The sequence below is a fragment of the Acinetobacter sp. 16 genome (genome assembly GCF_033439925.1).
In the GTDB taxonomy this organism is placed as follows: Bacteria; Pseudomonadota; Gammaproteobacteria; order Pseudomonadales; family Moraxellaceae; genus Acinetobacter; species Acinetobacter junii.
In genome coordinates, this window is record NZ_CP137746.1 from 3089130 (window position 1) to 3116118 (window position 26989).

A 26989-nucleotide genomic window follows, 5' to 3' on the forward strand; every position below is an offset into this window, starting at 1 on the left:
TATCTTTGCTCTTCTTGGACGCACTTATGACAACACCTGCAATCTGGTTTCCTACAGTCAGAACCAATAGCGGCTCAGATAAATTCACAGAACAACTCGTAATAGCATTGAATAAAAATGAGATTCGGGCTGAAATTACTTGGTTGCCACATTATGCAGAATATTTACCATGGCTAGTAAAAGCACCTACTGCACCAGAATGGGCAAATATTATACATATCAATACTTGGCTTCCCTCAAAATTCTACCCCAAGAATCTTCCCATTGTTGCTACATTACACCATTGTGTTCAAGATAAAAATTTTTCAGCTTATAAAACAAAACTGCAAAAGCTCTACCATTTTTTATGGATTACTCCAATTGAAAAAAAATCTATTCAGCATGCGACTATTATAACCACTGTTAGTCAATATACAGCTAATTGTGCAAAAGAGATTTTTGATATTTCCAATATAGAAGTTATTTATAATGGTGTAGATCTTGATATTTTTAATCCCGTGCCCCGAAATGAAAAGAAAGAAAATCAAAAGTTCCGTCTATTGTTTGTAGGTAATAACTCAATTCGCAAAGGTTTTGACTTACTACCTAAAATAATGGAACAGCTTGGTGATGATTATGAACTGTTTTATACAGCCAAATCTGCCGAAAAACTCCCATCAAATATGAAACAATTACCATATCAAAAAAGCTCACAAGATTTAGCAAATGTTTACAGATCAATGGATGCATTACTTTTTCCTTCAAGACTGGAAGGATTTGGTTTAGTGGTAGCAGAAGCTATGGCATGCGGTTTACCTGTAGTGGTTGCTAATAGCTCGGCACTACCAGAATTGGTAAAACATCAAAAAACAGGATTAATTTGTAAACAAGATGATATTGTCTCCTTTGTGGAAACAATTCAACTACTCAAGCTTGAAAATGATTTAAGAGAAAATTTATCCATGTCATCAAAACTATTTATTGAAAATAATTTTTGCATATTGAATATGATTGAAAAATACATTAAATTATACAAAAACTTAGACTTAAAAAAAATTAAATCAGGGAGGTAATAAATGGACTACGTCGCAAAAATTATTTTATCGATTCTAGGTTTTTTATCTTTGTACACGACAAAAAAAGATAACTCATTGAAATAATGGCATAATACTTGTTTTCTGACGACGAATATGATGACACATTTCAATGAGTTACATCTCATCTTAAACAAATATCTAAAGTGGAACAAGTCACATGCAAAATGTTTTACACTGATTATGCTTGCATTAATTGTAAAACAGACATGTAATCTTTCTTCTGCATCTAAAGCCTTACCCATCAAGTGCTTACCACAATCATTTTATCGACGTATACAACGCTTCTTTGCAGATCAGTATTTCGATTATCGTCAAATTTCTCAGTTAATTTTCAATATATTTTCATTCGATAAAGTCCAATTAACTTTGGATAGAACCAACTGGAAATGGGGAAAACGAGATATCAATATCTTGATGTTAGCCATCGTCTATCGTGGAATAGCGATACCTATTGTTTGGACATTGCTCAATAAACGTGGCAATTCAGATACAAAAGAGCGTATTGCTTTGATTCAACGCTTTATCTCCATTTTTGGTAAAGATCGTATTGTGAATGTGTTCGCAGACAGAGAATTTATCGGTGAGAAATGGTTTACATGGTTAATTGAAAATGACATTCACTTCTGTATACGTGTTAAAAAAACTTTATTGTGACCAATCACTTAGCCAAGAATCATAAAATTAGTGATTTATTTCGTCATCTTCAAGTTGGTCAAACAGAATGTCGTAAACGACGTATTTGGGTTGGTCGAGTGAAACTGTATATTAGTGCGCTACGATTAGAAGATGGAGAACTTTTACTTGTTGTTTCTCCTATGTTTAATGCTTCTGCTATTCGTGATTATGCATTACGCTGGGAAATCGAAACCTTATTTAGTTGTCTCAAAGGACGTGGATTCAATCTTGAAAATACTCGTTTAACAGACCCTAGACGAGTTAAGAAATTGATAGCAGTGCTAGCTATCGGTTTCTGTTGGTGCTATTTAACAGGTGAATGGCAACATGATCGAAAAAAAGCGATAAAAATAAAGAAGCATGGACGACTTTCAATAAGTTTATTTCGCTACGGTTTGGACTATGTTCAAATGGTTATTCTACGTTTGATTGGTTTTGGAAAAAAAGAAGAATTTAAGAAAGTGCTCGCAATTTTAAGAAAGAAAAAGCCTGATAGAACAAGGGCCCTATGAAATTTGTCGTGTACAGAGGTTTTTTATATAAAACTTTCTTTTGGATACCTTTTTTCAATAAGAGAACATATTTCAGATCAGCTTTTTTTTCTACATTGCCTCAAGATAAGCTAGCTATTTCCATAATAGGAACTGAGCAGTTTATACACTCTCCTAAAGACAAACATATAGGTAGATCAGTATTTATTAGAGGACATTTTGATTTTGACAAATTTGAAAAAACAATGGATATTTTAAAAGAACATGAATTCAAATTTCATACACTAATAGATATTGGCGCCAATATAGGAACTATTTGTATTCCTGCGATAAATAGAAATTTTTTTCATAAAGCCATTGCTATTGAACCAGAACCATTAAACTATAGGCTACTAAGCATTAATATTCTATTAAATAAATTAGAAGATAGAATTCAATCATATAATTTAGCATTATCAGACAAGGCTGGAGATTCTATTGATTTTGGATTATCTATAGATAATTATGGAGATCATAGAGTAAAAAGATCAGTAAACCAAGATGAAAATAGAGAAGTAATAAAAGTCTACACAGAGACTTTAACTACTTATATAAAAGACTTAGAAACAGACCAAACATTAATTTGGATGGATACACAAGGATATGAAACTTTTATTTTAAAGGGTGCAAAAGAAATAATAGAAAATAATGCTCCAAAGCTAGTTTTAGAATTCGACCCAAAGCATTTTCTAATGACTGATTCATACAATGAATTCAAAGAAATACTGAAAAATTCAAGTTACAAACATATATATGACATTGAAACAAAAATTAAATATAATTTTTCCATAAGTATAATAGATGATTTATTTAAACTTTATCAAAGTAAAGAAAAATTTACTGACTTACTTTTCATATGAAATATTAACAAATAGTTTAATAATCTTAATCACCGAGATTATTGAACTATAAATCCATTAAAAAATCTCCTATAGATTTCCTAAACTGGTCCTTGGTAAAACGTTTTGAGTTTTCTAAACCGAGCTTTGATAAAAATAAACATAATTTTTCATCTGCCCAAAGATTTTCAATATTTGTCTTAATCTCTTCAATATTTAATGGATTATCCAACATTAAAGCAGATTTATATGTAACCTCAGGTAATGAGGTATTATTAGAAGTGAGTACTGGAACACCTAATGATTGAGCTTCTAGTACAGGTATACCAAACCCCTCACTCAAACTAGGAAATAAAAATGCACGACTATTTCTTATTAGACAAAGCTTTTCAAGATCCGTTACAAAATCTGTTTTCAAAATATTAAATTTTGATAAATTATAGTTATTTACATCTGAGAAATATTCTCGAATATTATACTCATCAACATAATCTGAGTCCAAACTACCAGATATTACTAATGGAATATTTTTATCAAATTTAGTAGCATTAATATATGCTTTTATAAGATTATGTATATTTTTTCTTTTCTCAACTACCCCAACGTAATACATATACTGCTTTGGTTTAAGCTTATACTTATCTAAGACTTTATTCTGTATTTCAGGAATCAAGCTTAATAAAATAATATTTTCATCAACTGGAAGTGGTTGATAAACAACATGAGTTCGATCTTCCATTTTTGGAAAAATTTCTAAAAACTTGTTTTTTGAATAATTTGATACTGCTAGAACCTTGTCTGCACCATTGCATGAAGATAATCTTTTAAGAAAATACTTGTAAAATTTATTTTTCTCCTCCAATGGTATTAAATCATGCACAGTCTGAACAACCCTATGTTTAGATGACTTTATAGCCAGTGGTGAAGTAGTAAAAATAATATCATTATTAGAGCATTCAGCTAGCTCAATATTTTTCTCATAAAATGGGTGTGGAAATATAAGATCCATGTTGTTTTCATAATAAAAAACAGGCTTATTAATAAAAAAATTTATTTTTTTTAAAAAAGGCACATCAATTAATATATCACAATTAAAATTATCATTAGGAGTAATTGAGAAATCTTCAGGAACGACCTTGTTTTTTAAATAATGTAATAATAACTTAGACATACTATTTTCATTTAAAAAATACTTCCTTGGATCAATTAAACATCTATTAATTTCATCCAATCCATTTTGCACACTGTAAACTTGGGTGAAGAAGCCTAAATTATAATTATTAGCATTAATACCGTCTACCAAAGCCTTTGAAAACTGATAGATTCCTCTTTGAGCATTCTTATTTAACTCATAACTCAACAATAAAACATTTCTTTTTGACACCATCCCCTCCTAATAATACATAACTTTATAACTTTATAACTTTATAACTTTATAACTTTATAACTTTATAACTTTATAACTTTATAACTTTATAACTTTATAACTTTATAACTTTATAACTTTATAACTTTATAACTTTATAACTTTATAACTTTATCACAATTATTTACTGCACTTTCTCTATGCGCAATAATGACTATGGTCTTTTTTCCACTTAAATTTTGAATTGCTTCATTTACTGCATGTTCAGTTTCAATATCTAATGCACTGGTTGCTTCATCCATAAATAAAATTTGCGGATTCTTGTATAATGCACGAGCGATTCCAATACGTTGCCTTTGACCACCAGATAACATTACCCCACGCTCACCAACTTTTGTTTGATACGCATGTGGTAATTGCTTCACAATAAACTCATCAATCTGAGCCTGTTGTGCAGCAAGTCTAACTGCCTGCATATCGATTTGCTCGACATCAAGACCAAATGCGATGTTTTCTGCAATACTTTTGTCCGCTAGATAAATGCTTTGCGGTACATATCCTACAATTTGATACCAAGCCTGTATATTATTCTGATTTAACTCAACGCCATCAATTAGGATTTTTCCATTATTTGGGTGCAATAACCCCAACATAATATCCATGAGTGTACTTTTACCACTGCCACTCTTACCCACAATTCCTATGCTTTGATTTTTTAGAATATTTAAATTAAAATCATCAAAAATCAAATGATCAGAACGACTTGAGTAAGAAAAACATATATTTTCTAATTGGATTATTTTTTCAAATTTAAGTTTATAGTCTGGCTTAAAGTCTATTTTTTCACGCTCTAATAAAAACTCATTTTTTATCACATTAAAAACTTTTTGAGAAAATTTTATTTGTGAAACTGCTCTATATATATTTTGTGCGGCTGGTAACATTCGATAAGCGGCTATTCCATACAATCCTAATATAGGTAAAATATGAGAGATTTCTTTACCAGAGACAACTAATGTGATAGCAAGAATAATAATACAGCCATACCCTATCGTCTCCACAATATGTAGAGGAACTTGACCTAAAGTTTCTTTCGTTGCTAAGTGTAGTGAATATAGTCTTGAACTATGATCCACTTTCTCAATGTATTGTTTTTCTGCATGATTAATTATAATATCTTTAATACCACCCAATACTTCCGAACAAGCTTGATAGCGCATTTCATTTGCCTCAACAAAACTTTGGCCTATCCGATCAAGAACTTTTTTCACACTTAAAAAAATAATAATATAAAAAAACATTAATATAAATGCAGTAGAAATTGCCATTATAGGATCATAACAAACTAAAATAGCAATCACACACAGGATAACAACACTATAAGCAATCAAAAACAATATAGGTTGAATAATCCCTCGAACAAGTTCATCCACTTCTGACAATATATTTTTTATCAAGTTTGAGCTATTTTTTTCAATAAAAAATTCATAAGGTTGTTGTAAGTAAATTTCTAAAAGTCGAGTTGAAAAATAATGCCGCTGTAGGTTAGAAAATCTATATAATGCATATTGAGTAATAATCTTAATAACGGTAGAACAAATAACAATGATAAGTGAAATTACACCTAGATATACAATAAATTGACGTGTATCACTCACTAATAAAATTTTTGAAATTTTTTGAAGCAATAAATTACTTTCTATAACTGTAGGATTCGCTAATACGGCGAGAAAAGGCATAATTGAAACAACACCAATTGCTTCAATACCTGCCATAATAACTACAAGAATAAGAACAACCAATAGTTTTCTTTTATCAAGCGGTGTCAAAATTTTCCACAACTGTATTAATATACTAAACACAGTAATTCCTACTTATTATCTTTATACATGAGGGCAGTCACTTGCTCAGAAATTAGCCCCATCAAAAATATCATCACACTTCCCGTGTAAAGCAATGCACTCATATTGGTAAACCGACCAAACTCATATAATGTATAACCATACCAACTGGTTGCCATCATAAATAGTACAACTGCAATGGGTAAAAACATTTTTAACGGTGAAAATAGTGTGGCAATTTTAAAAATAATTAAAAAGAAGCGTACACCGTCTTTCAGGGGTTGAATATGACTTTTACCTATACGTTTTGCTGCATGTATTGGAACATAAGTTACTGAGTAACCTGCGCGGAAAAATGCCATGGTGCTAGTAGTTGGATAAGAAAAACCATTAGGCAGTAAATATAAAAATTCACGGAATTTGTCTGCTCGAACTGCACGAAAACCAGAGGTGAGGTCTTCTACTTTTTGTTCAGTCATATATGTTGCAAGGTTGTTATAGAGTGCATTGGCAATACCACGGCCAATACTGGCTTGTGAACCTTTTTGCCTAGCACCTACCACCAAATCATAGCCTTGTTCAATTTTCTCAATCAAGCGAGGGATATCTTGCGGATCATGCTGCCCATCTGCATCCATAAATACAATGATGTCACCTGTTGCAGTACGTGCCCCTGTTTTAATGGCTGCACCATTGCCTTTTGAGTAAGGATGAGTAACGACTTTAGCACCAGCAGTTTCTGCGACTTGTTTGGTTTGGTCTGTAGAACCATCATTGACCACGATGATTTCATGGGCAATACTGAGTTGCTTAATGCATTCAATGGTTTGCCCAATGGCAGTAGATTCATTTTTGGCAGGGAGGACGATGCTAATGTTCAATATACAATCCTTGGCTGATCTATAGCGAGTGAGATTTTAGCACAATCTCAGCAGGAGTATTTGGTGCAGTTACTTCCTCTGATTGTAGCTGTTGCTTTAACAGTTCTTCTACACGCTGTACTTCAAAGTCATACTCTCTCTTGGTGCGCTGTAGCTTAGTTTGGTGTTGATAGACCACTTTAACTTTTTCTAACAATAGAAGTGCTTGTTTGGTATAACCTGCTGAGCCTAGTTCTGCTACCATCATCATACCTGCTTCTACGTCATTATAACGAGGTAAGGCAGTTAAGTACTGTACTAGTGCCTCATCAGGTTGTTTTTTTACAATATACAGCTTGGCTTTTAGGTAGGGTGATACACGATTATATACCGAAAATTGGCTATATGTAGGATTGGCATCCATTGTGCGGATCAGCTCTAAGGATAAATCGGCGTATTGGTCAAGTTGATGGTCGCTAACGTACTCGGTCAATACTCGTATGGCTTGTACTGCTTGTGCATCGAAAGGTTGTTGTTTTAATCTATGTGCTGTGTCGATAAGATCTTGCTGAGTTGCTGTATGTGTATAAACTTTTTGTAGGAGGAGCTGTAAATTGAGTAAAGCACTGTCTGGCATACGCTGCATCGCTTGCACTAAAAATTGATTGGCTTCTTGCACTCGTCCTTGGTTCATCAATATGCCTGCAATAGAATTTTGTGCTCGTGGTGAATTAGGGCTGATTTTTGCCCAATAAAGCTCAAGCTCGGCAGTGTTGCCCCATAATTTGGCTCGTTCATAAGTAAAGAAGCTGAGTATTGAAAAAATGACCAGTGTAATCAATACCACCAACTTAGGGTTGATTTTTTCCTGTAATAAATATAACCCGCTGCCAACAGGCAAAAATAAAAATAATGCAGCTAAATAATTTCGATGTTCAAAATAGAGTTCGAGCCCCAATACAGTGGACTCCATCAGATGAGCAGCAAAGAAAAACAAAACTGCTAGGCTAAATAATGGAAACCGTTTACGTACAATAAAAGCGCTCAGTGATAGAGCCGCTAAAAATAATATTGACCATAGCGTACTGATTGGCTGTAATAGTCCTTTAGAAATATTATAACCATCTTGATATAATCCTCTTAACTCAATTTGTGGGATATATAAATTGTATAGATATTCCGTGACGATGCGTGCTTCACTGAATAATCGTTCGATTTGGTTAAAGTTGCGGTTTGGCCAAGGATTATCAGAAAAATTTATGCTTTTAAAAACCAGATAGCTGACCGCAATTGAAGGCAACCATAAACAAACTGCTCGCCATTGCCATATTGGTTTATTAGTTTGATTAGGGTTACAAAACTCTATAACCAAGATCAAAAGCGGCAATAGTGCGCCATTTTCTTTACTATATGTTGCCAGTATCGTCCCTGCACCTATAGCGACCATCATACCCAAGTAAGCAGTTATCGGGCGAGTAGCTAAAGCTTGTCTTGCTTTTAAATAGCCAATAATACCCACAAGACTAAATAGTGTAGCAAGCTGAGCCATACGTTGTACAATATATAGTGTTGTTGAAACAAAATAAGGGTGTAACAACCAAATTGCTGTACTGACTAATGCAATCCAAACTGTTTTTTGTTCTTGATATTGATAGTTTCTTAATAAAAGTAATACTGCCCAACAAAGCAAGACTCCATTAAGCAAATGAATCATCAAATTAGTATACTTAAACGAATATGGATCGGCTGGCCATGTATTAGCATCAATCAGAAAACTAGCTAATGAGATTGGACGGCCTGTAGGCCCAGCAAAACCATTCGAAATAAAGGCTTTTACTTTATCCCAGTTATCAATTACGCCATACGCACCCAAGTCTTGTAAATTAGGATAGTCATCAAATAAAAAATCGCCTTTTAATCCAGTCCAATAACTAGTTATTGTCAAAAGTAAAATAAAAAATAAAAAAAGGATTGATTTGTACTTGAGCAACATAAATTATATCTTAACAATAAAAACGCTCATCAAATGATGAGCGTCTATAATAATCTAATTATAGATTAACGACAATTTGTAGGAACGAATTGTGTACTAATACCATTAGTAGCTGCTGGTTTACAAGTCCATTTTACCCCGCCTGTTGAAGTGATTGGACTTAGTACTAATTTATTATTAGTACCATCAACTTTAGAATTATAAGTTACGATAATTTGTCCATTTGCATCCGCACCATCTGTAGTTCCAACACCAACTGAAGTTACAGCATTACCTGTAATAGCTGTTGCAGCAGCTAAACCAACACTACTATTTGACGCAGGTAAACGATTGTTAGAAGAGTAAAACTCAGACACTGCAGCTTTAGCACCACCAGCCAAACTTAAACCTTCAGAAACTTGAGCACGCTTGGTGTAGTTTTGATAAGCAGGAATTGCAATCGCAGCCAAAATACCAATGATCGCGACAACGATCATCAATTCGATAAGAGTAAAACCCTTTTGCATTGTGTTCATAACATTTCTCCAATGTATAAATTTTTATAAGCCTTTCGAGCTACTTTGTATTTAGCATATTTTATGCCAATCCTTAGCTTAGCCAATTTTAACGCAAAAAAACAGAGACTTAAAGAATATTATATTTGCTCACATATAAACCAATCCTGACACATGAAAGAAAAAAATGACAAAAAATGTCAACTTTCGCTTTTTATCTTTAACGTAGTAGGGGTTTAACCTTGATTATTTTCTAATTGTTGTAAAAATGAGCGAAACAAATCACAAAAAAAAAGAATTTATAAAGATAGAAATTTTGCTAACCGTCTATCGGAATAAAGAGAATATTCTCTATACAATTAAAAATACAGAATATTATTTTTTAAAAAATTTAAAAATAAAATCAATAGTTTATATCTACTTCAATATAATGGGTTCATTCGGCAGTTCATTTTGATTATGCAGATCAGATTCGACATAGTATTGATTCAATACTTGTCCAATTTCATTCACACCTTCAGTTACAGCTCGTAAATATTCTTTTTGAGCCAAGGTAACAACGATATTTTGGCAAATTGTATTCCACGTCTCAGTTTGTGTTGCATTTTTAAGACCACGATCAATCACAATCTCAACTTTGCGCTCACAAAGGTTCAAATAAAGCAAAACCCCACTATTGAGTTCAGTATCCCATACCCCTAATTCAGCAAACAATTGCTGCGCCCGTAGCCGTGTATTCTGGTGATAGGCCTGTGAACAAGGAATATGCCCTTCGATTACTACCTGAATTTCACCAACATGACCTTTTTCAGCCTGCTGCACAGCGTTGGCTATGTGCATTCTATCTTGCTTATTGAAATAACGATGCATAGAAGATATATAGAGGAAGTGTTTAAACCAGCGTTTTAAACTTGGTTGAACATGCTCATCCAGTTTAGGCTGGGTAATAATCTGTGTTGTATCTGTTTTTGTTACCATGAGCCTGATGCTCCTCCCCCACCAAAACTGCCACCACCACTATAACCACCGCCGCTGCCACCGCCAAAGCCTCCCCCTCTGCCCCCTCGTCCACCACCTGACAAAAAGGCCTGAAAAATAAGCTGTGCCAATGAAGTAATCAATAGAAAGAAAATTCCCACACCAAGTAATAGACTCATCACAAGACCAGCACCATTAACCAGTCCCGCAACCGTTGCTGCCACAGCCGCAGTGGAAGCACTTAAACGATTTCCCACGATAAAGGACCCCACGATCCCAGCAATCAGGATAAACAGCCCCATAGTTAGCGTATTATCTTTCGCTTGCTGCTCACGTAAAGCTTGTTCATGACGGTCTTTTAATTCTTGGGCAGCCTGTTGGGCAATTTCAGGGTCAAGGTTTACAATACGGCTAATTTCATCCAGTCCAGCTGAAATTCCCTGTGCATATTGTCCTTGTTTAAAATAAGGTGTGATCTTGTTGCGAATAATGCGGCTGAGCACCACATCAGGTAAAACACCTTCCAGACCATAGCCTGTTAGAATCTGAATTTTGCGATCATTCACCGCAATTGCCATCAACAAACCATTATCACGTTTAGCAGAACCTAATTGCCATTTTTCACCTGTCCTTAAAGCAAAATCAAAAATCGCTTCCTGTCCAGTGGTGGGTACAATAATGACACCAATCTGAGCTTTACCTTGTTGATAGAGATTTAAAATTTTCTGTTCAAGTTGCTGTTTATCCGTTGCATTTAAGATATTGGCTTGATCTATGATGGGCTGATTTAAAGTCGGTAAACCACGTATGGATTCACCCTCAGCCATATCATTGGCAACTGTAGCTAGTACGGGAGGTTGTGCTGTGGTTGTTGATGGCTTATTTTGTTGCTGCTGTTGCTGAATAATTTTATCAGCAATCACCAGATCGCCCTGATCTGTCGCAGTGGCGGTCTCAGCCCAGGTTGTATGTTGAAAACAAAGTATTGCAAAAATGATGGTTAAAACATATTTTAATTTTTGCTTTAATTTGATCAACATACGCCCCTCCTAAGCCGAAAACAATTTCAACGATTAATTAAATGAAACTGTTGGCGCCTGTTGTGCAGATGAGTCTGCCTTAAAGTTTTCCTTGGTTTTCATCCCAATCACTTTTGCTGTCATTGCTTGTGGGAACTGACGCACATATGAGTTGTAATCTTGCACGGTCGTAATATAGCGGTTACGTGCCACCGCGATTCGATTTTCTGTACCTTCCAATTGTGCTTGTAAATCACGGAATTGTTCATTGGCTTTTAAATCTGGATAATTTTCAGAAACAGCAATCAAACGAGATAATGCGCCAGTCAATTGACTTTGTGCTTGTTGATATTTTTCGAATAGCGCTGGGTCTTCCAACACTTCTTTATCTACTTTTAAACCCGCAACATTCGAACGAGCTTGCGTCACCTCTGTGAGGACTTGTTCTTCATGTTTAGCATAGCCTTTCACTACATTGACAAGATTAGGCACAAGGTCAGCACGGCGTTGATACTGGTTTTGTACTTCAGACCAAGAAGCATTCACGGCTTCCTCTTTCACCTGCAAGGTGTTATAGCCACAGCCTGTGAACAATAAGGTGCTTGCCAATACAGTTGCGAGCGCAGTTTGTTTGATCACTTTCATAAAAATTTATCCTCAGGTTTTTCTTTATATTTTTGCCATAATTCATTGTAATGTGATTTTTTGTTCGCTGTGTAACATTTATTTGTTGAAATCTTTATATCATTGCATAGAATCATCTGAGAACTGTAACCGTTGTACTGTAACCCCCAATGCCTTGGGAAGATTTAAATAATTTTCTCTGAATTTGCATTTACAACAGCCATCTTTATTGCCTGCACAATTTCCTGATTGGTCTTCAAGTATCATGCTGAAAAATGATCAGCGACAGGGCAGAAAGCTTACAAGATTTGCTAAAACGACCTAAAAGATAAGATGAAAAAAATAAAGCCTGCTTGAGCAGGCTTCATCGCAATCAAACTATAAAGATGAATTAGACACCTAAATAATCTAAAATACCTTCTGCTGCTTGGCGACCTTCCCAAATTGCAGTCACAACCAGGTCAGAACCACGCACCATATCTCCACCAGCGAAGATTTTTGGATTAGATGTTTGGAATTTAAATTCTTGTTGTTCTGCCGCAACGACACGACCTGAACCATCTAAGCTCACATTCGCAGAACCAAACCAGTCCGCTGGACTTGGACGGAAACCGAAAGCAAGCAATACTGCATCAGCTGGTAAAACCTCTTCAGAACCAGGAATTGGCTCAGGGCTACGACGGCCACGACTATCAGGCTCACCCATCTGTGTAGTCACGACTTTTACGCCTGTTACCTTGCCATTTTCGCCGACAATCTCAATTGGCTGACGGTTGAACAGGAATTTCACACCCTCTTCATAGGCATTCTTCACTTCGCGCGCAGAACCTGGCATGTTGCTTTCGTCACGACGGTAAGCACAGGTCACATCATGTGCACCTTGGCGTAATGAAGTACGGTTACAGTCCATTGCAGTGTCACCACCACCCAGAACAATCACCTTTTTGCCATCTACACTGATGTATTCACTTGGGTCTTTTTCCCAGCCTTGGCAACGGTTTACATTCGCAATCAGGAAATCTAGGGCATCGTAAACACCATCAAGATCTTCACCAGGGAAACCACCTTTCATGTAGGTATAGGTTCCCATCCCCATAAATACGGCATCGTATTCAGCAAGGAGTTGTTCAATCGTGACATCAACACCAATTTCAGTATTTAAGCGGAATTCGATACCCATCCCCGTGAAGATTTCACGACGACGTTTCATTACATCTTTTTCCATTTTAAATTCTGGAATACCAAATGTAAGTAAACCACCAATTTCAGGGCGTTTATCAAATACAACTGGTTTCACACCGCCACGGGCAAGAATATCAGCACAGCCTAAACCTGCTGGACCCGCACCAATGATGGCAACTTTTTTATTGGTCCATTTAACGCCAGACATATCTGGACGCCAGCCTAAAGCGAACGCTGTATCATTGATATATTTTTCTGCATTACCAATCGTGACCGCACCAAAACCATCATTTAAAGTACATGCACCTTCACACAAACGGTCTTGCGGACAAACACGACCACATACTTCTGGCAAGGTATTGGTTTGATGGCAAAGCTCAGCCGCTTGGAAAATTTGACCTTCTGCAATCAGCTTTAACCAGTTTGGAATGTAGTTATGTACAGGACATTTCCATTCACAATACGGGTTACCACACCCTAAACAACGGTGAGTCTGGTTTGCAGCCACTTCCGCTGTAAAAGGTTTATAAATTTCCACAAACTCTGCTTTGCGGACAGTAATATCTTTTTTCTCTGGATCTTGACGTGGTACATCCAGAAATTGAAAGTCATTATTGAGGCGTTCTGCCATGTCTCTCTCCGTGGGTAGGCGCAGCGATGTCTCTCATCTCTGCACCTGCCTATGTCTTTGCAGTCGTGGAATTATTGTGGATCAGCTTGGGTTGTTTTCAAAAGCGTTTGCAAATTAGCAGCTTTTGGTTTTACAAGCCAGAACTTACGACTATAGAAGTCGAACTCATTACGGATTTTATATGCCCAAGCACTACCTGTTTCCTTGATATGTTCATCAAGGATACGCAGTAGATTTTCTTTGTGATCTTCCATCGACTCGGTAGAGATACGATTGAGGTCAATCAGCTCATGGTTGTAGTAGTCTACAAAATCATTATCAAGGTCAAGTACATAAGCGAAACCGCCTGTCATACCTGCACCAAAGTTATGACCAACTTTACCTAAGACAGTTACCACACCACCTGTCATATATTCACAGCAGTGATCGCCAGCACCTTCAATGACTGCAAAAGCACCTGAGTTACGAACAGCGAAACGCTCACCCGCAGTACCCGCAGCAAATAACTTACCGCCAGTCGCACCATACAAACAAGTGTTACCAATAATCGCGGTATTTTGCGTTTGGAATGGCGAACCTTTTGGTGGGAAGATCGATACACGACCACCCGCCATACCTTTACCCACGTAATCGTTTGCATCACCTTCAAGTTTGATATGCAGACCACCAGCATTCCAAACACCAAGTGACTGACCCGCTGTACCAACAAGATTCATCACCACTGGGCTGTTTTCCATCCCTAAGTTGCCGTAGCGACGTGCGATCTCACCTGAAATACGTGCGCCAATTGAACGATCACAGTTACCAACAGTGAAATTAAATGAACCGCCTGTACCTGCTTCAATCGCTGGTAGCATTTCAGCAACCATTTTCTCAGCCAATACACCTTTATCAAATGGCGCATTACCTTGAACTTGGCAATACTGAGCTTTACCTTCAGCAGATGGATGTGAAGTCAATAAAGCGCTGAGATCAAGATGAGCATGCTTTTCAGTTTCACCTGGTAAAACCTCAAGCAAATCAACTCGACCAATCAAATCTTTAAGTGATGCAACACCTAGAGCAGCTAACCATTCACGTGTTTCTTCTGCAATAAACTTGAAGAAGTTAATCAACATTTCTGGTTCGCCAATATAGTGTTCTTGACGTAAATGATCTTGCTGAGTTGCAACACCAGTTGCACAGTTATTCAAGTGGCAAATACGAAGATATTTACAACCTAATGCGATCATTGGTGTAGAACCGAAACCAAAGCTTTCAGCACCTAAAATTGCTGCTTTGATTACATCCAGACCTGTTTTTAAACCACCATCAGTTTGAACACGCACCTTACCACGCAAATCATTTACACGAAGTGCTTGATGCGCTTCACTTAAACCTAATTCCCAAGGCGAACCTGCATGGTGAATTGATGAAAGTGGAGATGCCGCTGTACCACCGTCATAACCAGAAATGGTAATGAAGTCAGCATAAGCTTTTGCAACACCTGCAGCAATGGTTCCAACACCTGGCTCAGATACCAGTTTTACCGATACCATTGCTTGAGGGTTTACTTGCTTCAAGTCAAAGATCAACTGAGACAAATCTTCAATTGAGTAAATATCGTGGTGTGGCGGTGGTGAAATCAAAGTCACACCGGGCACCGAGTAACGTAAACGTGCAATTAAGCCATTCACTTTACCACCTGGTAACTGACCACCCTCACCTGGTTTTGCACCTTGTGCTACTTTAATCTGCAAAACTTCAGCAGAAGTTAAGTACGCTGGTGTTACACCAAAACGACCTGATGCAATCTGTTTGATTTTCGAGTTACGAATCGTGCCGTAACGCGCTGGGTCTTCACCGCCCTCACCAGAGTTCGAACGACCACCAATTGTATTCATTGCAATTGCAATTGCTTCGTGTGCTTCTGGAGATAATGCACCCAAAGACATACCAGCAGAGTCGAAACGCGGAAGGATATCTTCAATGCTTTCAACTTGATCAAGCGCAATTGAATTTGTGGTTTTTAATTTGAATAAGTCACGAATCGTAGCTACAGGACGGTTATTCACCAACTCTGCATATTCTTTAAAGTCTTGATATTGACCTGAGCGAACAGCCTTGTGAAGTGAGTTAATCACGTCTGGGTTGAAAGCATGGTACTCTTTACCAAATACAAATTTAAGTAAACCACCTTGATCAATCGGCTTACGGTTCTGCCAAGCAGTTGTTGCCAATTTTTTCTGATCGTTTTCTAAATCTGCAAATGTTGCACCTTGAATACGACTTGGTACACCAAGGAAACACTTATCAACAACTTCAGAAGATAAACCTACCGCTTCGAATAATTGACCACCGCGATAAGAAGCAACTGTCGAAATACCCATTTTAGAAAGAACTTTCAACAAGCCTTTCTCAATACCTTTACGGAAGTTTGCTTGTGCGTGGATTGGATCACCCAATAACTCGCCTTTAGCAACTAGGTCATTGATTACATCATAAGCCAAGTAAGGGTAAACCGCTGTAGCACCAAAGCCGAGCAATACTGCAAATTGGTGTGGATCACGCGCAAAACCTGTCTCAACTAAAATGTTTGCATCTGTACGCAAACCAGTTTTAATTAAGTGATGATGTACGGCACCTGTTGCCAATGCTGAATTCGCAGGTAAGAAGCCTTCACGGAGGTTCTTATCTGTTAATACGATCAGTGTTTTCCCATCACGAACGGCTTGAGCAGCTTCTTCACAAATACGAGCAATTGCTGCTTGTAAGCCTTCAGCTTCAGCATAGTTCAAATCGATATCAACAACGCCATAACCTTCGCGCTCTTTTTCCACATCACGAAGCTGCCGCATTTTTGAGTTTGACAATACAGGGCTTGAGATAATGATGCGGTCAGCGTGCTCTGGACCTTGTTCAAATACGTTTTGTTCACGACCTAAGCAAGTTTCCAATGACATCACAATCGATTCACGCAATGGATCGATTGGTGGGTTGGTTACTTGAGCAAACTGTTGACGGAAATAATCAGACACATGACGTACCTGACGAGACAATACTGCCATTGGCGTATCATCACCCATCGAACCAACCGCTTCTTGACCACTTTCTGCGATAGGACGTAACAACTGATCACGCTCTTCAAATGTCACCATAAACATTTTTTGAGCGGCTTTTAATGCATCGCCAGTTAAACCTTGATCAACTAATTGTTCTTCAAGTTGTGGGTTCGCTTGCAAACGGATTGCGTGATCACGCAACCATTCACGATATGGACGCATGTTTTTAAGATGGTTACTAACATCTTTAGTATCAAGAACTTTACCTGTCAGTGTATCTACAACAAGGATTTGACCAGGACCTACACGGCCTTTAGATACCACATCTTCTGGTTCATAACCCCATACACCGATCTCAGATGCAAGTGTGATGTAATCATTTTTAGTGATCACCCAACGTGCTGGACGCAAACCATTACGGTCAAGCATACATATTGCATGGCGACCATCTTGAATAACCAAACCTGCTGGACCATCCCAAGCTTCCATATGCTTAGAGTTGAACTCATAGAAAGCACGTAAGTCAGCATCTAAGGTTTCAACGTTTTGCCAAGCTGGTGGAACTAACATACGTAGTGCACGGAATAAATCCATACCACCACCAACTAAGATTTCAAGCATATTATCTAAGCTTGAAGAATCCGAGCCAGTACGGTTAACAATTGGATTTAATTCAGTTAAGCCTGGAAGTAATGGGTTTTCAAATTTTGGAGTACGTGCCAAAGCCCAGTTACGGTTTGCAGTGATGGTGTTAATTTCACCATTGTGTGCAAGATAACGGAAAGGCTGAGCCAAAGGCCAACGCGGTAATGTATTGGTTGAGAAGCGTTGATGGAATACAACGATATGTGATTTTAGACGCTCATCTGCCAAATCAGTATAGAAGTCAGCAATAGCAGCAGGCATCATCAAGCCTTTATAGCTAATCACTGTTGTGGCTAAAGTAGTCACATAAAATAAAGGATCATTTTGTAATTGTTGTTCAGCACGACGACGCGCTAAAAAGAGTTTACGATTAAACTCAACTTCAGTGACACCCATAGGGCAGTTCACTAGAATTTGTTCAAATGCTGGAAGTGATTGCAACGCAATTTCACCTAGAGCATCATTATTTGTCGGCACAACACGCCATGCTGCAACGGTAAGACCTTCAGCTGTAATTTCTTTGTTCAGAATATTTTTGGCATTTTGAGCTAAAGCAGGGTCAATATTTAAAAATACAGTACCCGCAGCAAAAATCTCAGTAAGATTAGTACCTAACTTCTGAGCTTCGTCACGAAAGAACTGTTTCGGCATAGCCAATAGCAATCCGCACCCATCTCCCGTCTTACCATCTGCGGCAATACCACCACGGTGCGTCATGCAACTTAAACTGTGAATTGCGGTTTCCACAAGATGATGACTTGAATCACCCTTCATATGGGCAATCAAACCAAAACCACAGTTATCCTTAAACTCATCAGGTTGATATAAACCTTGAGCGGGAGCTACAGTATTAGGCGATGGCATGTGCATAGCGTACCCTTCTTTCAACATGGCTCTTTCGAGCAACAAACAATCAATTCATTTTCTGCGATATTGCCGATCAACTCATATAAAGTTCAATGCTTCGCGAAAACATTTTTTCTGGCGGATTTGCAATATACGCTGTTCTGCTAGGAGATTCATCGCATTTCACCATACAAAGTGTTTTTAGTTATTACACCTTCACACTTCTTTGTAAAGCACAAAAACTTTACATTTCACCAAAATAATGAATCATTTAGCACTAAAAAGAGCAATGAGCAGATAAATTAGCACCACAACGATGCAAAAAATATGCCATAAAATTATAAATTTACTAAATCATTAAAAAAGTTAAAATAACTAAAAATTATAAAGATATGCGACGTTTCCTTTTAGAACAAAATTGCACCAAAAAAAAGCTTAATGCAACAATTTTGAACTATTTTGCACCATTTTAATGCAATATTAATTAAACGGATCCGTTACTTCTCTTCTGGAAGAATCTGAATTTTCTCTTATTTCTTCAGGAGTTGAGCTGTTATTTTGTGGATTAGACTGACTTTGTCTAACATTAACTACATTACCTTGTGCATCGCGCTGAGTCACAGTTGTAGTCACAGTTGTCGATGTATTTACACTCTGAGTTGTAACGGTATTTGATGAACCTTTCGCCTGCTGCCCACTCATCAATAAAGTTTCGTCTATTTTAGGTAATGCTGCTGGCTTCAATCGCACTTCAAATAACTGATTCGAGGCTGACTTTAACTCATCTGAGCCTAAATCATTTACATAAGATATATAAGCAGATAATTGCTGAATGGTCGGATGTATTGACTTTGGTAAAACTAAATTAAGTTGGGAAAATTGACTTTTAGCTTCTTCAGCGTTTGGGAAAAGACCATATGCCAATACATATTGTTCAACTTGTTGATCACCACTCAAACGAAAATAACTAAATTTATTCCGATCTGCACGACTCAACAAAAAGTTTTTAACAATTGCCTCATCCGAACTACGAAAAATTTCAACAACCCATTGACGTTGATTTTCACTGATAAATTTTGTTCCACGGAATTCAGGTGCATGTTCATTCGACACAACAACACGAGTTGTCAGATCTAGTGGTTTGACCTCATTCGTTAATGCACCTAAATTCGTAGTCGCTGTTACTTTTTCGGACTTAATTTCAACCTGTGCTTCATTTTTAGAAGGGTGATCCACCTCAACAAGTGCATCACGATCCGTTACAGCCCAAAATATCAGTGCAGCCACCAAACAAGCGATAGAGAAAAAAAGCCAGCTATACTGTTGAATATTTTGCCAAATTGATCGTGACACAGCCATATTACCCTAATTTTAATTACGCGCTTTGGTTTGCAAGAATTGCTTGTTTCATCAGCTCAACATCAAAATCCTTAGTGATCACTGCTTGTCCAAGTTGTTTCAACAAAACCAAACGCAATTGACCATTCAAAACTTTCTTATCATGTGCCATATAAGCTAAGAATTCTTCAAGAGGAATTTTTGGACATGATATCGGTAAACGAGCACGTTGAATGATTTTTTTTGTACGCTCAAGATCTCCCCTTGAGATCCAACCCAAACGTTCAGACAAATCAGCAGCCATCACCATACCCGTAGCAACAGCTTCTCCATGCAACCAAACACCGTAACCTAAATAAGACTCTATTGCATGCCCAAATGTATGTCCTAAATTCAACAAAGCTCGCTCACCTTGCTCTTTCTCATCATTTGCAACAATTCTAGCCTTATGAGCACAAGAGCGATAAACTGCTTCAGCTAACAGGTTTGCATCTCGAGCAACCAACCCATCCATGTTCTCTTCGAGCCAAGTTAAAAAATCAAGATCACCAAGTAAGGCATATTTAATCACTTCTGCCAATCCAGCCGACAACTCTCGATCAGGCAAAGTGTCTAACTGCACCATATCAGCCAGCACCACTTGTGGTTGCTGAAAAGCACCCAGCATATTTTTACCCAGTGGATGATTAATTCCTGTTTTACCCCCAACACTCGAGTCCACTTGCGACAATAAAGTTGTAGGAACCTGAATGAAATTTACACCACGTTGAAAACAAGCGGATGCAAAACCAGCCATATCACCTACAACACCACCACCTAAGGCAAGCACTGTACAATCTCGATTAAAACCCGCTTCTAATAAAGCATTAAAAATCAGATTCAAATGCTCAATATCTTTATACTGCTCACCATCAGGTAAGATACAAGTTGCAACTTGTTTATCTAATTGCTCTAAAGCTTTAACATAATGCTCCGCGTATAAAGGTGCGACAGTTGTGTTAGATACCAACATCACTTGTCGTCCGTGCAGATAAGGTTCAAGTAATCTCTTGGGATCTAAATGATTACCAATAAAAATCGGATACCGACGATCCCCCAACTCTACATGTAACGTCTGCATAGCATTAACCACTAAATAAATTACTTGACTTGTTTAGATAAAATTAACTGAAGAATTCTTTGAGCTAAATCTCTTGCTGCACCTTGATTTGTTTCAATAATATAATGAGCAACTTCGCGATAGAGTGGATCTCTTGCCTCTAGCAATTCTCTAAGTTTTTTTTCAGGATTTTCAACTTGAAGTAATGGACGATTTTTATCACGATAGGTACGCTGTAGTTGAAGTTCTACAGGCGTATAAAGATAAACAACTATTCCTCGCTGATGAAGGAATTGACGATTTTCTGCTTGAGTAACTGCACCACCACCTGTTGCTAGAACTAATGATGAACGAGAAGTTAAGTCATTTAATACATTTGTCTCGCGTAAACGAAATCCCACTTCACCTTCTTTTTCAAATATCCATGGAATGGTAGCGCCTGTTTTACGTTCGATTTCATGATCACTATCAATAAAATCACGACCTAACAATTCTGCTAAATGCCGACCAACTGTTGTTTTACCTGCCCCCATTGGCCCTACCAAATAAATATTTGGTAGGGATTCAAACGCTTTGCTTGGCAACGCGCCACCTATATTCATTGCGACTATTGAAAATATATTAATGATTTCTTGTCAAAGTGTCATTAACAATTCTCGGCGTAACAAAAATAAGCAACTCGCGTTTATTGTCTTGTTTAGACTCTCTGCGGAATAATTTCCCAACATAAGGTAAATCACCCAAGAATGGAACTTTGGTCTGAGAATTAATATTTTCTTGCTCGAAGATTCCACCAAGAACAACAGTTTCACCATTATCAACCACAACATTCGTATCAATTGTGTTTTTATTAATCGTCAACTGACCTGTAGGTGTTGGTGTTCCTGGTGAGTCTTTGGTGATGTTTAATTTCATCATCACCTTACCCTCAGGGGTAATACTTGGTGTAACATCCAAACTTAAGGTCGCATCAATAAATTCAGTTTTTGGAACAGCATTAGCTCCACCACCCGTAGAAGATGAATAAGGAATTTGAGTCCCTGATTCAATTTTTGCAGCTTGCTTATCTGCGGTTAGAACTTTCGGAGTTGAGATTACTTCACCATAACCATCAGCCTGAACAGCCGACAACTCTAGGTCCAACATAAAATCTGAAAGACTAATTAAACCAAAAGCAATACGACTTGCTCCAGGTGTCACAGCACCTAAATTCACATTCAGATTATCTGGACGCTCAATATCATATTTCCAACCACCAGTTTCACTATCAGCTGTAGGTTCTCGTAAATTCCATAAAGTTGTATCACTACCACCAACAAGCAAATCATTATTAGATGCTATACCTTGAGACAATATCCCCCACTTCACACCCATCTCTTTGGTAAAGTCTGTACTCGCACGCACAATACGTGCTTCAATCATAACCTGCTTAACAGACACATCAAGCAAATCGATCATTTTACGAATCTGATCAATCTTTTGAGATGTATCATTTATAATCAATGTATTAGTGCGAGGGTCAATTGAAACTGTTCCTCGGGGGCTCAATAAACTACCTACACTATCCCCTAAAAGATCATTAGCTCCCTGATTACGATTACCATTACCTGAGCCATTTTTACCTTGTGTGATCAGTTTCTCAATATCTGCCGCTTTCGCATAACTCAATTGAATATACTCTGTTTGCAAAGGTGAAAGCTTCACACTTTGAGCAATTGCTTTCGCCTCATCCTCTTCCGCTTTGATCAACTCCGTAACTGGTGCAATCCAAATTACATTTCCATTACGACGTTTATCCAAATTTTTTGTTTTTAAAACGATATCAAGAGCCTGATCCCAAGGAACGTCTTTAAGACGTAGTGTAATATTTCCTTGTACAGTATCAGCAGCAACCATATTGATTCCGGTAAAGTCTGCTAATAATTGCAAAACACGGCGAACCTCGATATCTTGGAAATCTAATGAAATTTTATTTCCAGTATAGCTTTGTGGCTTAGCTTTATTCGGTGACTTATCTTCTGGTCTTTTTAAACTAATTGTAAGTTTGTTCTCTGCCTGATAAGCCATGTACTCATAGCTACCTGCAGATTGAATAGTAATAACCCCATTTCCTTTGTCGTTATAAGCATCAATACTTGCTACTGGGGTCGCAAAATCATTAGTATTTAAACGACGTGCCAAGTGAGTTGGGATTTTATTTCCAAGAGTGCGAACAACAATTTTACTCCCCTGTTGTTGTACATCTACTGGTGTATTCCCCCCCAATAAATCAATAACAACTAACCCCTCACCTTGATTTCCTCTTTGAAAACCAATATTGGAAACACCTTGTTGAACTTGTCGAGTAGCAACCGTAGGATTACTGATTAATGTTGGTTTTGCAGAATTTATTTTTAAAACAAAAGTATTACCTTCAACACGGGTTGTGAAAGCACCCGAGTCTTTTAAATTTACAATCAAACGTGCACGCTGATCATCTGCAGCCACATTGACGGAACTTGCCTCATTGGTTGAAACAGGAATAGACGTTTGCTTTAAGTTCTGCTGAGCCTTATCAAAATCTAAAATTAAACGAGCAGGCTGCTCAAGTTGATAGGCCTGTGGTTGAGGAGGCAAACCATTAAACATGACTCTGATTTCAGTACCCTGATCCCCCAAGTTCATCGGCACAATATTTGTAATACCCACCTGTGCCGAAGCTACTTGCGAAATAGCAATTGCAACCGCAGCCATAGAAAATTGACGGAATGCATGATTCATGGTCTTCGCTTCCCCAAATAAAGAATCTTTAATCTGTTTTTTCATTTTTATTCCCTTAATTTTATGGTGCCATACCAATTAGAACGAGTGTTCTTGGTCTCTCCACATAACCATCACGCCCATCTGGTACAATTTCCACCAAATCAATTTGAGTCGGACTAATTTTTACCACTCGACCTTGATTCATTCCTAAGTAATTTCCAACCTGCACCCGCTCAATTTGTCGGTCCGGGGTCTGAATCAGTGCTATCGTTTCATTTGTTTTACCACGCATGCTACCCTTCATATTTAGGGATTCCAACGCATAACTTTCAAGTGGTTGCGGTTGACGATTGAAATTTGGATAAACCTGTTTACCCGCCATTATTTTCAACTCAGCCGCCAATGAGCTTGGCATAAATGGACTTTTCAATTGATGTGCTGAATAGTTAAATAATGGTACGGGACTAAATACTGGTGCTGGCTCAATAGGTAAAGTAGGTTCGTTCCGAATTTCAGCCATTTTTTGGTTTACAGCATCAATTTTTGAATCACATCCAACCAAAACAAGCCCAGCCATAAAACTAAACAATAATTTACAATTATTCATTAGTTAGTTCCTCCTTGACTAGGTGGATTATTCTGAGGAGGTACCGCCGCTCCAACCTCAGTATTTGCTGCATCATCAGCACCCACATAACGGTAGGTCTTTGCCTTAACGGAGTAATTTACAACAGGAATATCTGACTTCTTCGTCGTATCTTGTGATGCTTCAACCGTGAAATCATGTAAAGTTACAATTCGAGGCAATGCCGCAATACCCGTAGCAAATGCTCCAAATGCATGATAATCGCCAGTTGCTTCAATACTAATCGGTTGTTCAATAAAGAATTCTTGCTTAACCTCATTTTCTAGGCGAATATTCTTAAACTTCAACCCCGAATTCACACCAGTCAAGTTAATATCTTCAACCAAACTTGGAATCTCAGTTTCTTTCGGCAATTGTTCTAGTTGCTGATTAAAATTAGCTTCCATTTCTTGTAACTGAGCTTGGTAACGCTGCAAATTACGCAATTTAGAGTCTTTTTCTCTAAATTCATTCAATAAACTTTGCTCTTTAGCCTCTTCATTAGCAATACGCTCAAGCTGAGATTTAATAACAACAAAGTAACCAAGCGCTAAAACAGCTAAAAAAACAAAAATCCAACATGTCACTTTTACAGATAGCGGCCAGCTACCGTAATTATTCATATCAAGCGTATTAAATTGCTGAAAGAATTGCTCTACTGTCATTTTCTTTTTCTTTACAGCAACATCTTGATTGAGTTCATTTAATTCTTCTTGACTCATTGTGCTGCCCCCACTGTTCCTGATGCGACCGTTTCTGCTAATGGGTCAGCTTCAACTGTTGTACCTATTTCACCAAGATCAACAGTTACAACAAAACTTCCATAGTTTTCTTCAATACGAGGTATAAGCGAGCTGACGGTTTTGTCTTTTTTCTCTTCAGCCGCTAAAAAGGAATTCATAAAAGCGTTGCGATACCAAGGTGATGCTTCAAGATTTCTCAGTAATTCAGCTACTGTGTTTGGACTTTCAGCTTTACCTTCAATCGTGAACTTATCGCCTGTACGTGTAAATTTAGTCAAATACATGGTAGGCGGAGTAACTCGCACCAATTCATCGATTAAACGTACAGCGACAGGTCTTTGACCTTGCAAACCTTGAATGAGTTTCATCCGTTCAATAATTGCATTACGTCGCTCTTGCAAGCCATCTAAGGATTTTAATTGAGCATCAAGATTTTGATTTGTGCTCACAATCAGTTGGTTCGCTTGTTCTTGATCATTTAATTTGTAATCAAGATAACCCCATCCTGCCAAAACCGATGCCACACCTAATGCAGCAACCCCTACACAATATGCAATAAATTGTTTCTTTCGTTGTTCTCTTAGCTCATCACGCCAAGGGAGTAAGTTAATCTTTGCCATTAATCAAAACTCCTCAATGCTAATCCACATGCCACCATCAAGGATGAGGCATCATTTTCTATTTTTTTGATATCGATTTGGGGAGAAAAGCCCATTTGTAAAAATGGGTTGGCAATCGTTACTCGATAACCTAGCTTTTGTTGCAGCAGTTTAGCTAGACCTGGAATATTGGCATTACCACCTGCTAACAGGATGTGGTCAATCTCATTAAATTGAGATGATGAGAAAAAGAATTGCAGCGAACGTGCAGCTTGTTGTACAACTGCATCAAGAAATGGTTCTAAAACTTCGGTATCGTAATCATCTGGCAAACTTCTTTCTTTTTTAGCTCGACCAGCTTCTTCAAAAGATAAACCATAACGATTTTGAACGTCTTGAGTAAGTTGTTTTCCACCAAACACTTGCTCACGAGTATAGATAATTTTACCTTTTTGCATGACCGATAACGTCGTCATCGTATGCCCAATATCTAGAATACCCACTGTATTCGCACCCATAGGTAGCGTATCAGCGAATACACTAAAAGCACGTTCCATAGCATAACTTTCGACTTCAGCAATCTTTGCCTTTAGACCTGCTAGTTCAAGAACTTCAACACGTGAATCGACATTCTCAGTACGCGTAGCGACTAATAACACATTGACACGATTAGGATTGGCCAATCGATCAGCTAAGACTTCAAAGTCTAAACTAACTTCATCTAATGGGAATGGAATATATTGCTCTGCATCCATACGAATTTGAACTTCCCGTTCATCATCCGTCATGTCAGCATCCATCTCGATGATCTTATTAATGACCATCGAAGTAGGCACGGCAATAGCCACATTGGTAGTGTGAGGGTTTGCAAGATTAACAACTCGTTCAAGCGCGTCGCCAACTGCTTCTGGGTTTAAAATGCTTTTCTCAACCACACTATTTTCAGGTAGTGGCATCAATGCATAACTTTCAACCCAATATCGACCGTTCTTAACAGAGAGTTCCAATAACTTAACAGTTGTCGAACTAATATCGACACCCACTAACCCCTTATTTGGTTTACGATATAACCTGAGCACAGTACTTTCCTATTTATTTTTTTATCCCCAAAAATACAACACACTAATTTGTTTTGGTCTTTAATTTATACGGATACAATATCTCATCTAACAATCCGTATGTCTAAAGGATATACTGACCACA

General features: G+C 37.6%; 21 protein-coding genes. 3 read left to right on the forward strand and 18 right to left on the reverse strand.

All coding sequences use genetic code 11. The features are described 5' to 3' along the window. Positions 1-26: 26 nt before the first annotated feature. The 3 genes from R2H34_RS15015 to R2H34_RS15025 all read left to right on the forward strand — a co-directional run bounded on the left by R2H34_RS15015 (position 27) and on the right by R2H34_RS15025 (position 3141). On the forward strand, positions 27-1052 hold the full coding sequence (locus R2H34_RS15015; protein ID WP_318342332.1) for a glycosyltransferase family 4 protein: 1026 nt from the start codon (positions 27-29) through the stop codon (positions 1050-1052). 120 nt (positions 1053-1172) lie between these two features. Continuing rightward, positions 1173-2263 (forward strand): IS4-like element ISAba33 family transposase gene (locus tag R2H34_RS15020; protein WP_108565324.1). Its coding sequence is split into 2 segments (ribosomal slippage): positions 1173-1713 and positions 1713-2263, totalling 1092 coding nucleotides; the frame shifts between segments, so codons are not numbered across the junction. Beyond that, the gene (locus tag R2H34_RS15025) at positions 2260-3141 is read left to right on the forward strand and encodes an FkbM family methyltransferase (protein ID WP_318342333.1); all 882 of its coding nucleotides are present in this window, start codon (positions 2260-2262) and stop codon (positions 3139-3141) included. Before R2H34_RS15020 ends, R2H34_RS15025 begins: the two co-directional genes overlap by 4 nt. 46 nt (positions 3142-3187) lie before the next feature. Here the strand turns inward: R2H34_RS15025 and R2H34_RS15030 are convergent, their stop codons facing one another. From R2H34_RS15030 to R2H34_RS15115, 18 genes are all read right to left on the reverse strand, one after another. Continuing rightward, positions 3188-4504, reverse strand: coding sequence for a glycosyltransferase family 1 protein (locus R2H34_RS15030; protein ID WP_318342334.1), 1317 nt, complete (start codon positions 4502-4504; stop codon positions 3188-3190). A 137-nt stretch (positions 4505-4641) separates the two neighbouring features. Continuing rightward, on the reverse strand, positions 4642-6348 hold the full coding sequence (locus R2H34_RS15035) for an ABC transporter ATP-binding protein (protein ID WP_318342335.1): 1707 nt from the start codon (positions 6346-6348) through the stop codon (positions 4642-4644). Positions 6349-6356: 8 nt separating this feature from the next. After that, positions 6357-7211, reverse strand: coding sequence for a glycosyltransferase family 2 protein (locus tag R2H34_RS15040; RefSeq protein ID WP_318342566.1), 855 nt, complete (start codon positions 7209-7211; stop codon positions 6357-6359). A gap of 16 nt (positions 7212-7227) precedes the next feature. Beyond that, positions 7228-9132, reverse strand: coding sequence for a tetratricopeptide repeat protein (locus R2H34_RS15045; RefSeq protein WP_318342336.1), 1905 nt, complete (start codon positions 9130-9132; stop codon positions 7228-7230). A gap of 113 nt (positions 9133-9245) precedes the next feature. Further along, positions 9246-9686, reverse strand: coding sequence for a pilin (locus R2H34_RS15050; RefSeq protein ID WP_412176808.1), 441 nt, complete (start codon positions 9684-9686; stop codon positions 9246-9248). A 405-nt stretch (positions 9687-10091) separates the two neighbouring features. Beyond that, positions 10092-10652, reverse strand: coding sequence for a TPM domain-containing protein (locus tag R2H34_RS15055; RefSeq protein ID WP_318342338.1), 561 nt, complete (start codon positions 10650-10652; stop codon positions 10092-10094). After that, the gene (locus tag R2H34_RS15060; protein WP_318342339.1) at positions 10646-11692 is read right to left on the reverse strand and encodes a TPM domain-containing protein; all 1047 of its coding nucleotides are present in this window, start codon (positions 11690-11692) and stop codon (positions 10646-10648) included. The genes R2H34_RS15055 and R2H34_RS15060 overlap by 7 nt, the downstream gene beginning before the upstream one ends. Before the next feature lie 33 nt (positions 11693-11725). After that, on the reverse strand, positions 11726-12316 hold the full coding sequence (locus R2H34_RS15065; RefSeq protein WP_087539628.1) for a LemA family protein: 591 nt from the start codon (positions 12314-12316) through the stop codon (positions 11726-11728). 370 nt (positions 12317-12686) lie between these two features. After that, positions 12687-14108, reverse strand: coding sequence for an FAD-dependent oxidoreductase (locus R2H34_RS15070; protein WP_004909607.1), 1422 nt, complete (start codon positions 14106-14108; stop codon positions 12687-12689). 71 nt (positions 14109-14179) lie between these two features. After that, positions 14180-18658, reverse strand: a complete 4479-nt coding sequence (gene gltB / locus R2H34_RS15075; protein WP_171493200.1) for a glutamate synthase large subunit — start codon at positions 18656-18658, stop codon at positions 14180-14182. A 462-nt stretch (positions 18659-19120) separates the two neighbouring features. Continuing rightward, positions 19121-19999, reverse strand: coding sequence for a hypothetical protein (locus R2H34_RS15080; protein ID WP_318342340.1), 879 nt, complete (start codon positions 19997-19999; stop codon positions 19121-19123). A gap of 16 nt (positions 20000-20015) precedes the next feature. Next, positions 20016-21098, reverse strand: coding sequence for a 3-dehydroquinate synthase (gene aroB / locus R2H34_RS15085; RefSeq protein WP_004964593.1), 1083 nt, complete (start codon positions 21096-21098; stop codon positions 20016-20018). Between the two features lie 20 nt (positions 21099-21118). Next, on the reverse strand, positions 21119-21679 hold the full coding sequence (gene aroK, locus R2H34_RS15090) for a shikimate kinase AroK (RefSeq protein ID WP_004909618.1): 561 nt from the start codon (positions 21677-21679) through the stop codon (positions 21119-21121). A gap of 19 nt (positions 21680-21698) precedes the next feature. Next, a complete protein-coding gene (gene pilQ, locus R2H34_RS15095) occupies positions 21699-23882 on the reverse strand; it encodes a type IV pilus secretin PilQ (protein WP_412176804.1) in 2184 nt (727 codons plus the stop codon). Positions 23883-23898: 16 nt separating this feature from the next. Further along, positions 23899-24426 (reverse strand): pilus assembly protein PilP, encoded by a 528-nt coding sequence (locus R2H34_RS15100; protein WP_075696027.1) that lies wholly within the window; start codon positions 24424-24426, stop codon positions 23899-23901. After that, the gene (locus tag R2H34_RS15105; protein WP_075696026.1) at positions 24426-25166 is read right to left on the reverse strand and encodes a type 4a pilus biogenesis protein PilO; all 741 of its coding nucleotides are present in this window, start codon (positions 25164-25166) and stop codon (positions 24426-24428) included. Before R2H34_RS15105 ends, R2H34_RS15100 begins: the two co-directional genes overlap by 1 nt. Continuing rightward, complete coding sequence (locus tag R2H34_RS15110; protein ID WP_004909633.1) at positions 25163-25807, reverse strand: PilN domain-containing protein; 645 nt, start codon at positions 25805-25807, stop codon at positions 25163-25165. Before R2H34_RS15110 ends, R2H34_RS15105 begins: the two co-directional genes overlap by 4 nt. After that, positions 25807-26865 carry a pilus assembly protein PilM gene (locus tag R2H34_RS15115; RefSeq protein WP_004951546.1) on the reverse strand — a complete coding sequence of 353 codons (1059 nt, stop codon included), beginning with the start codon at positions 26863-26865 and terminating at the stop codon, positions 25807-25809. The genes R2H34_RS15110 and R2H34_RS15115 overlap by 1 nt, the downstream gene beginning before the upstream one ends. Positions 26866-26989: the final 124 nt, after the last annotated feature.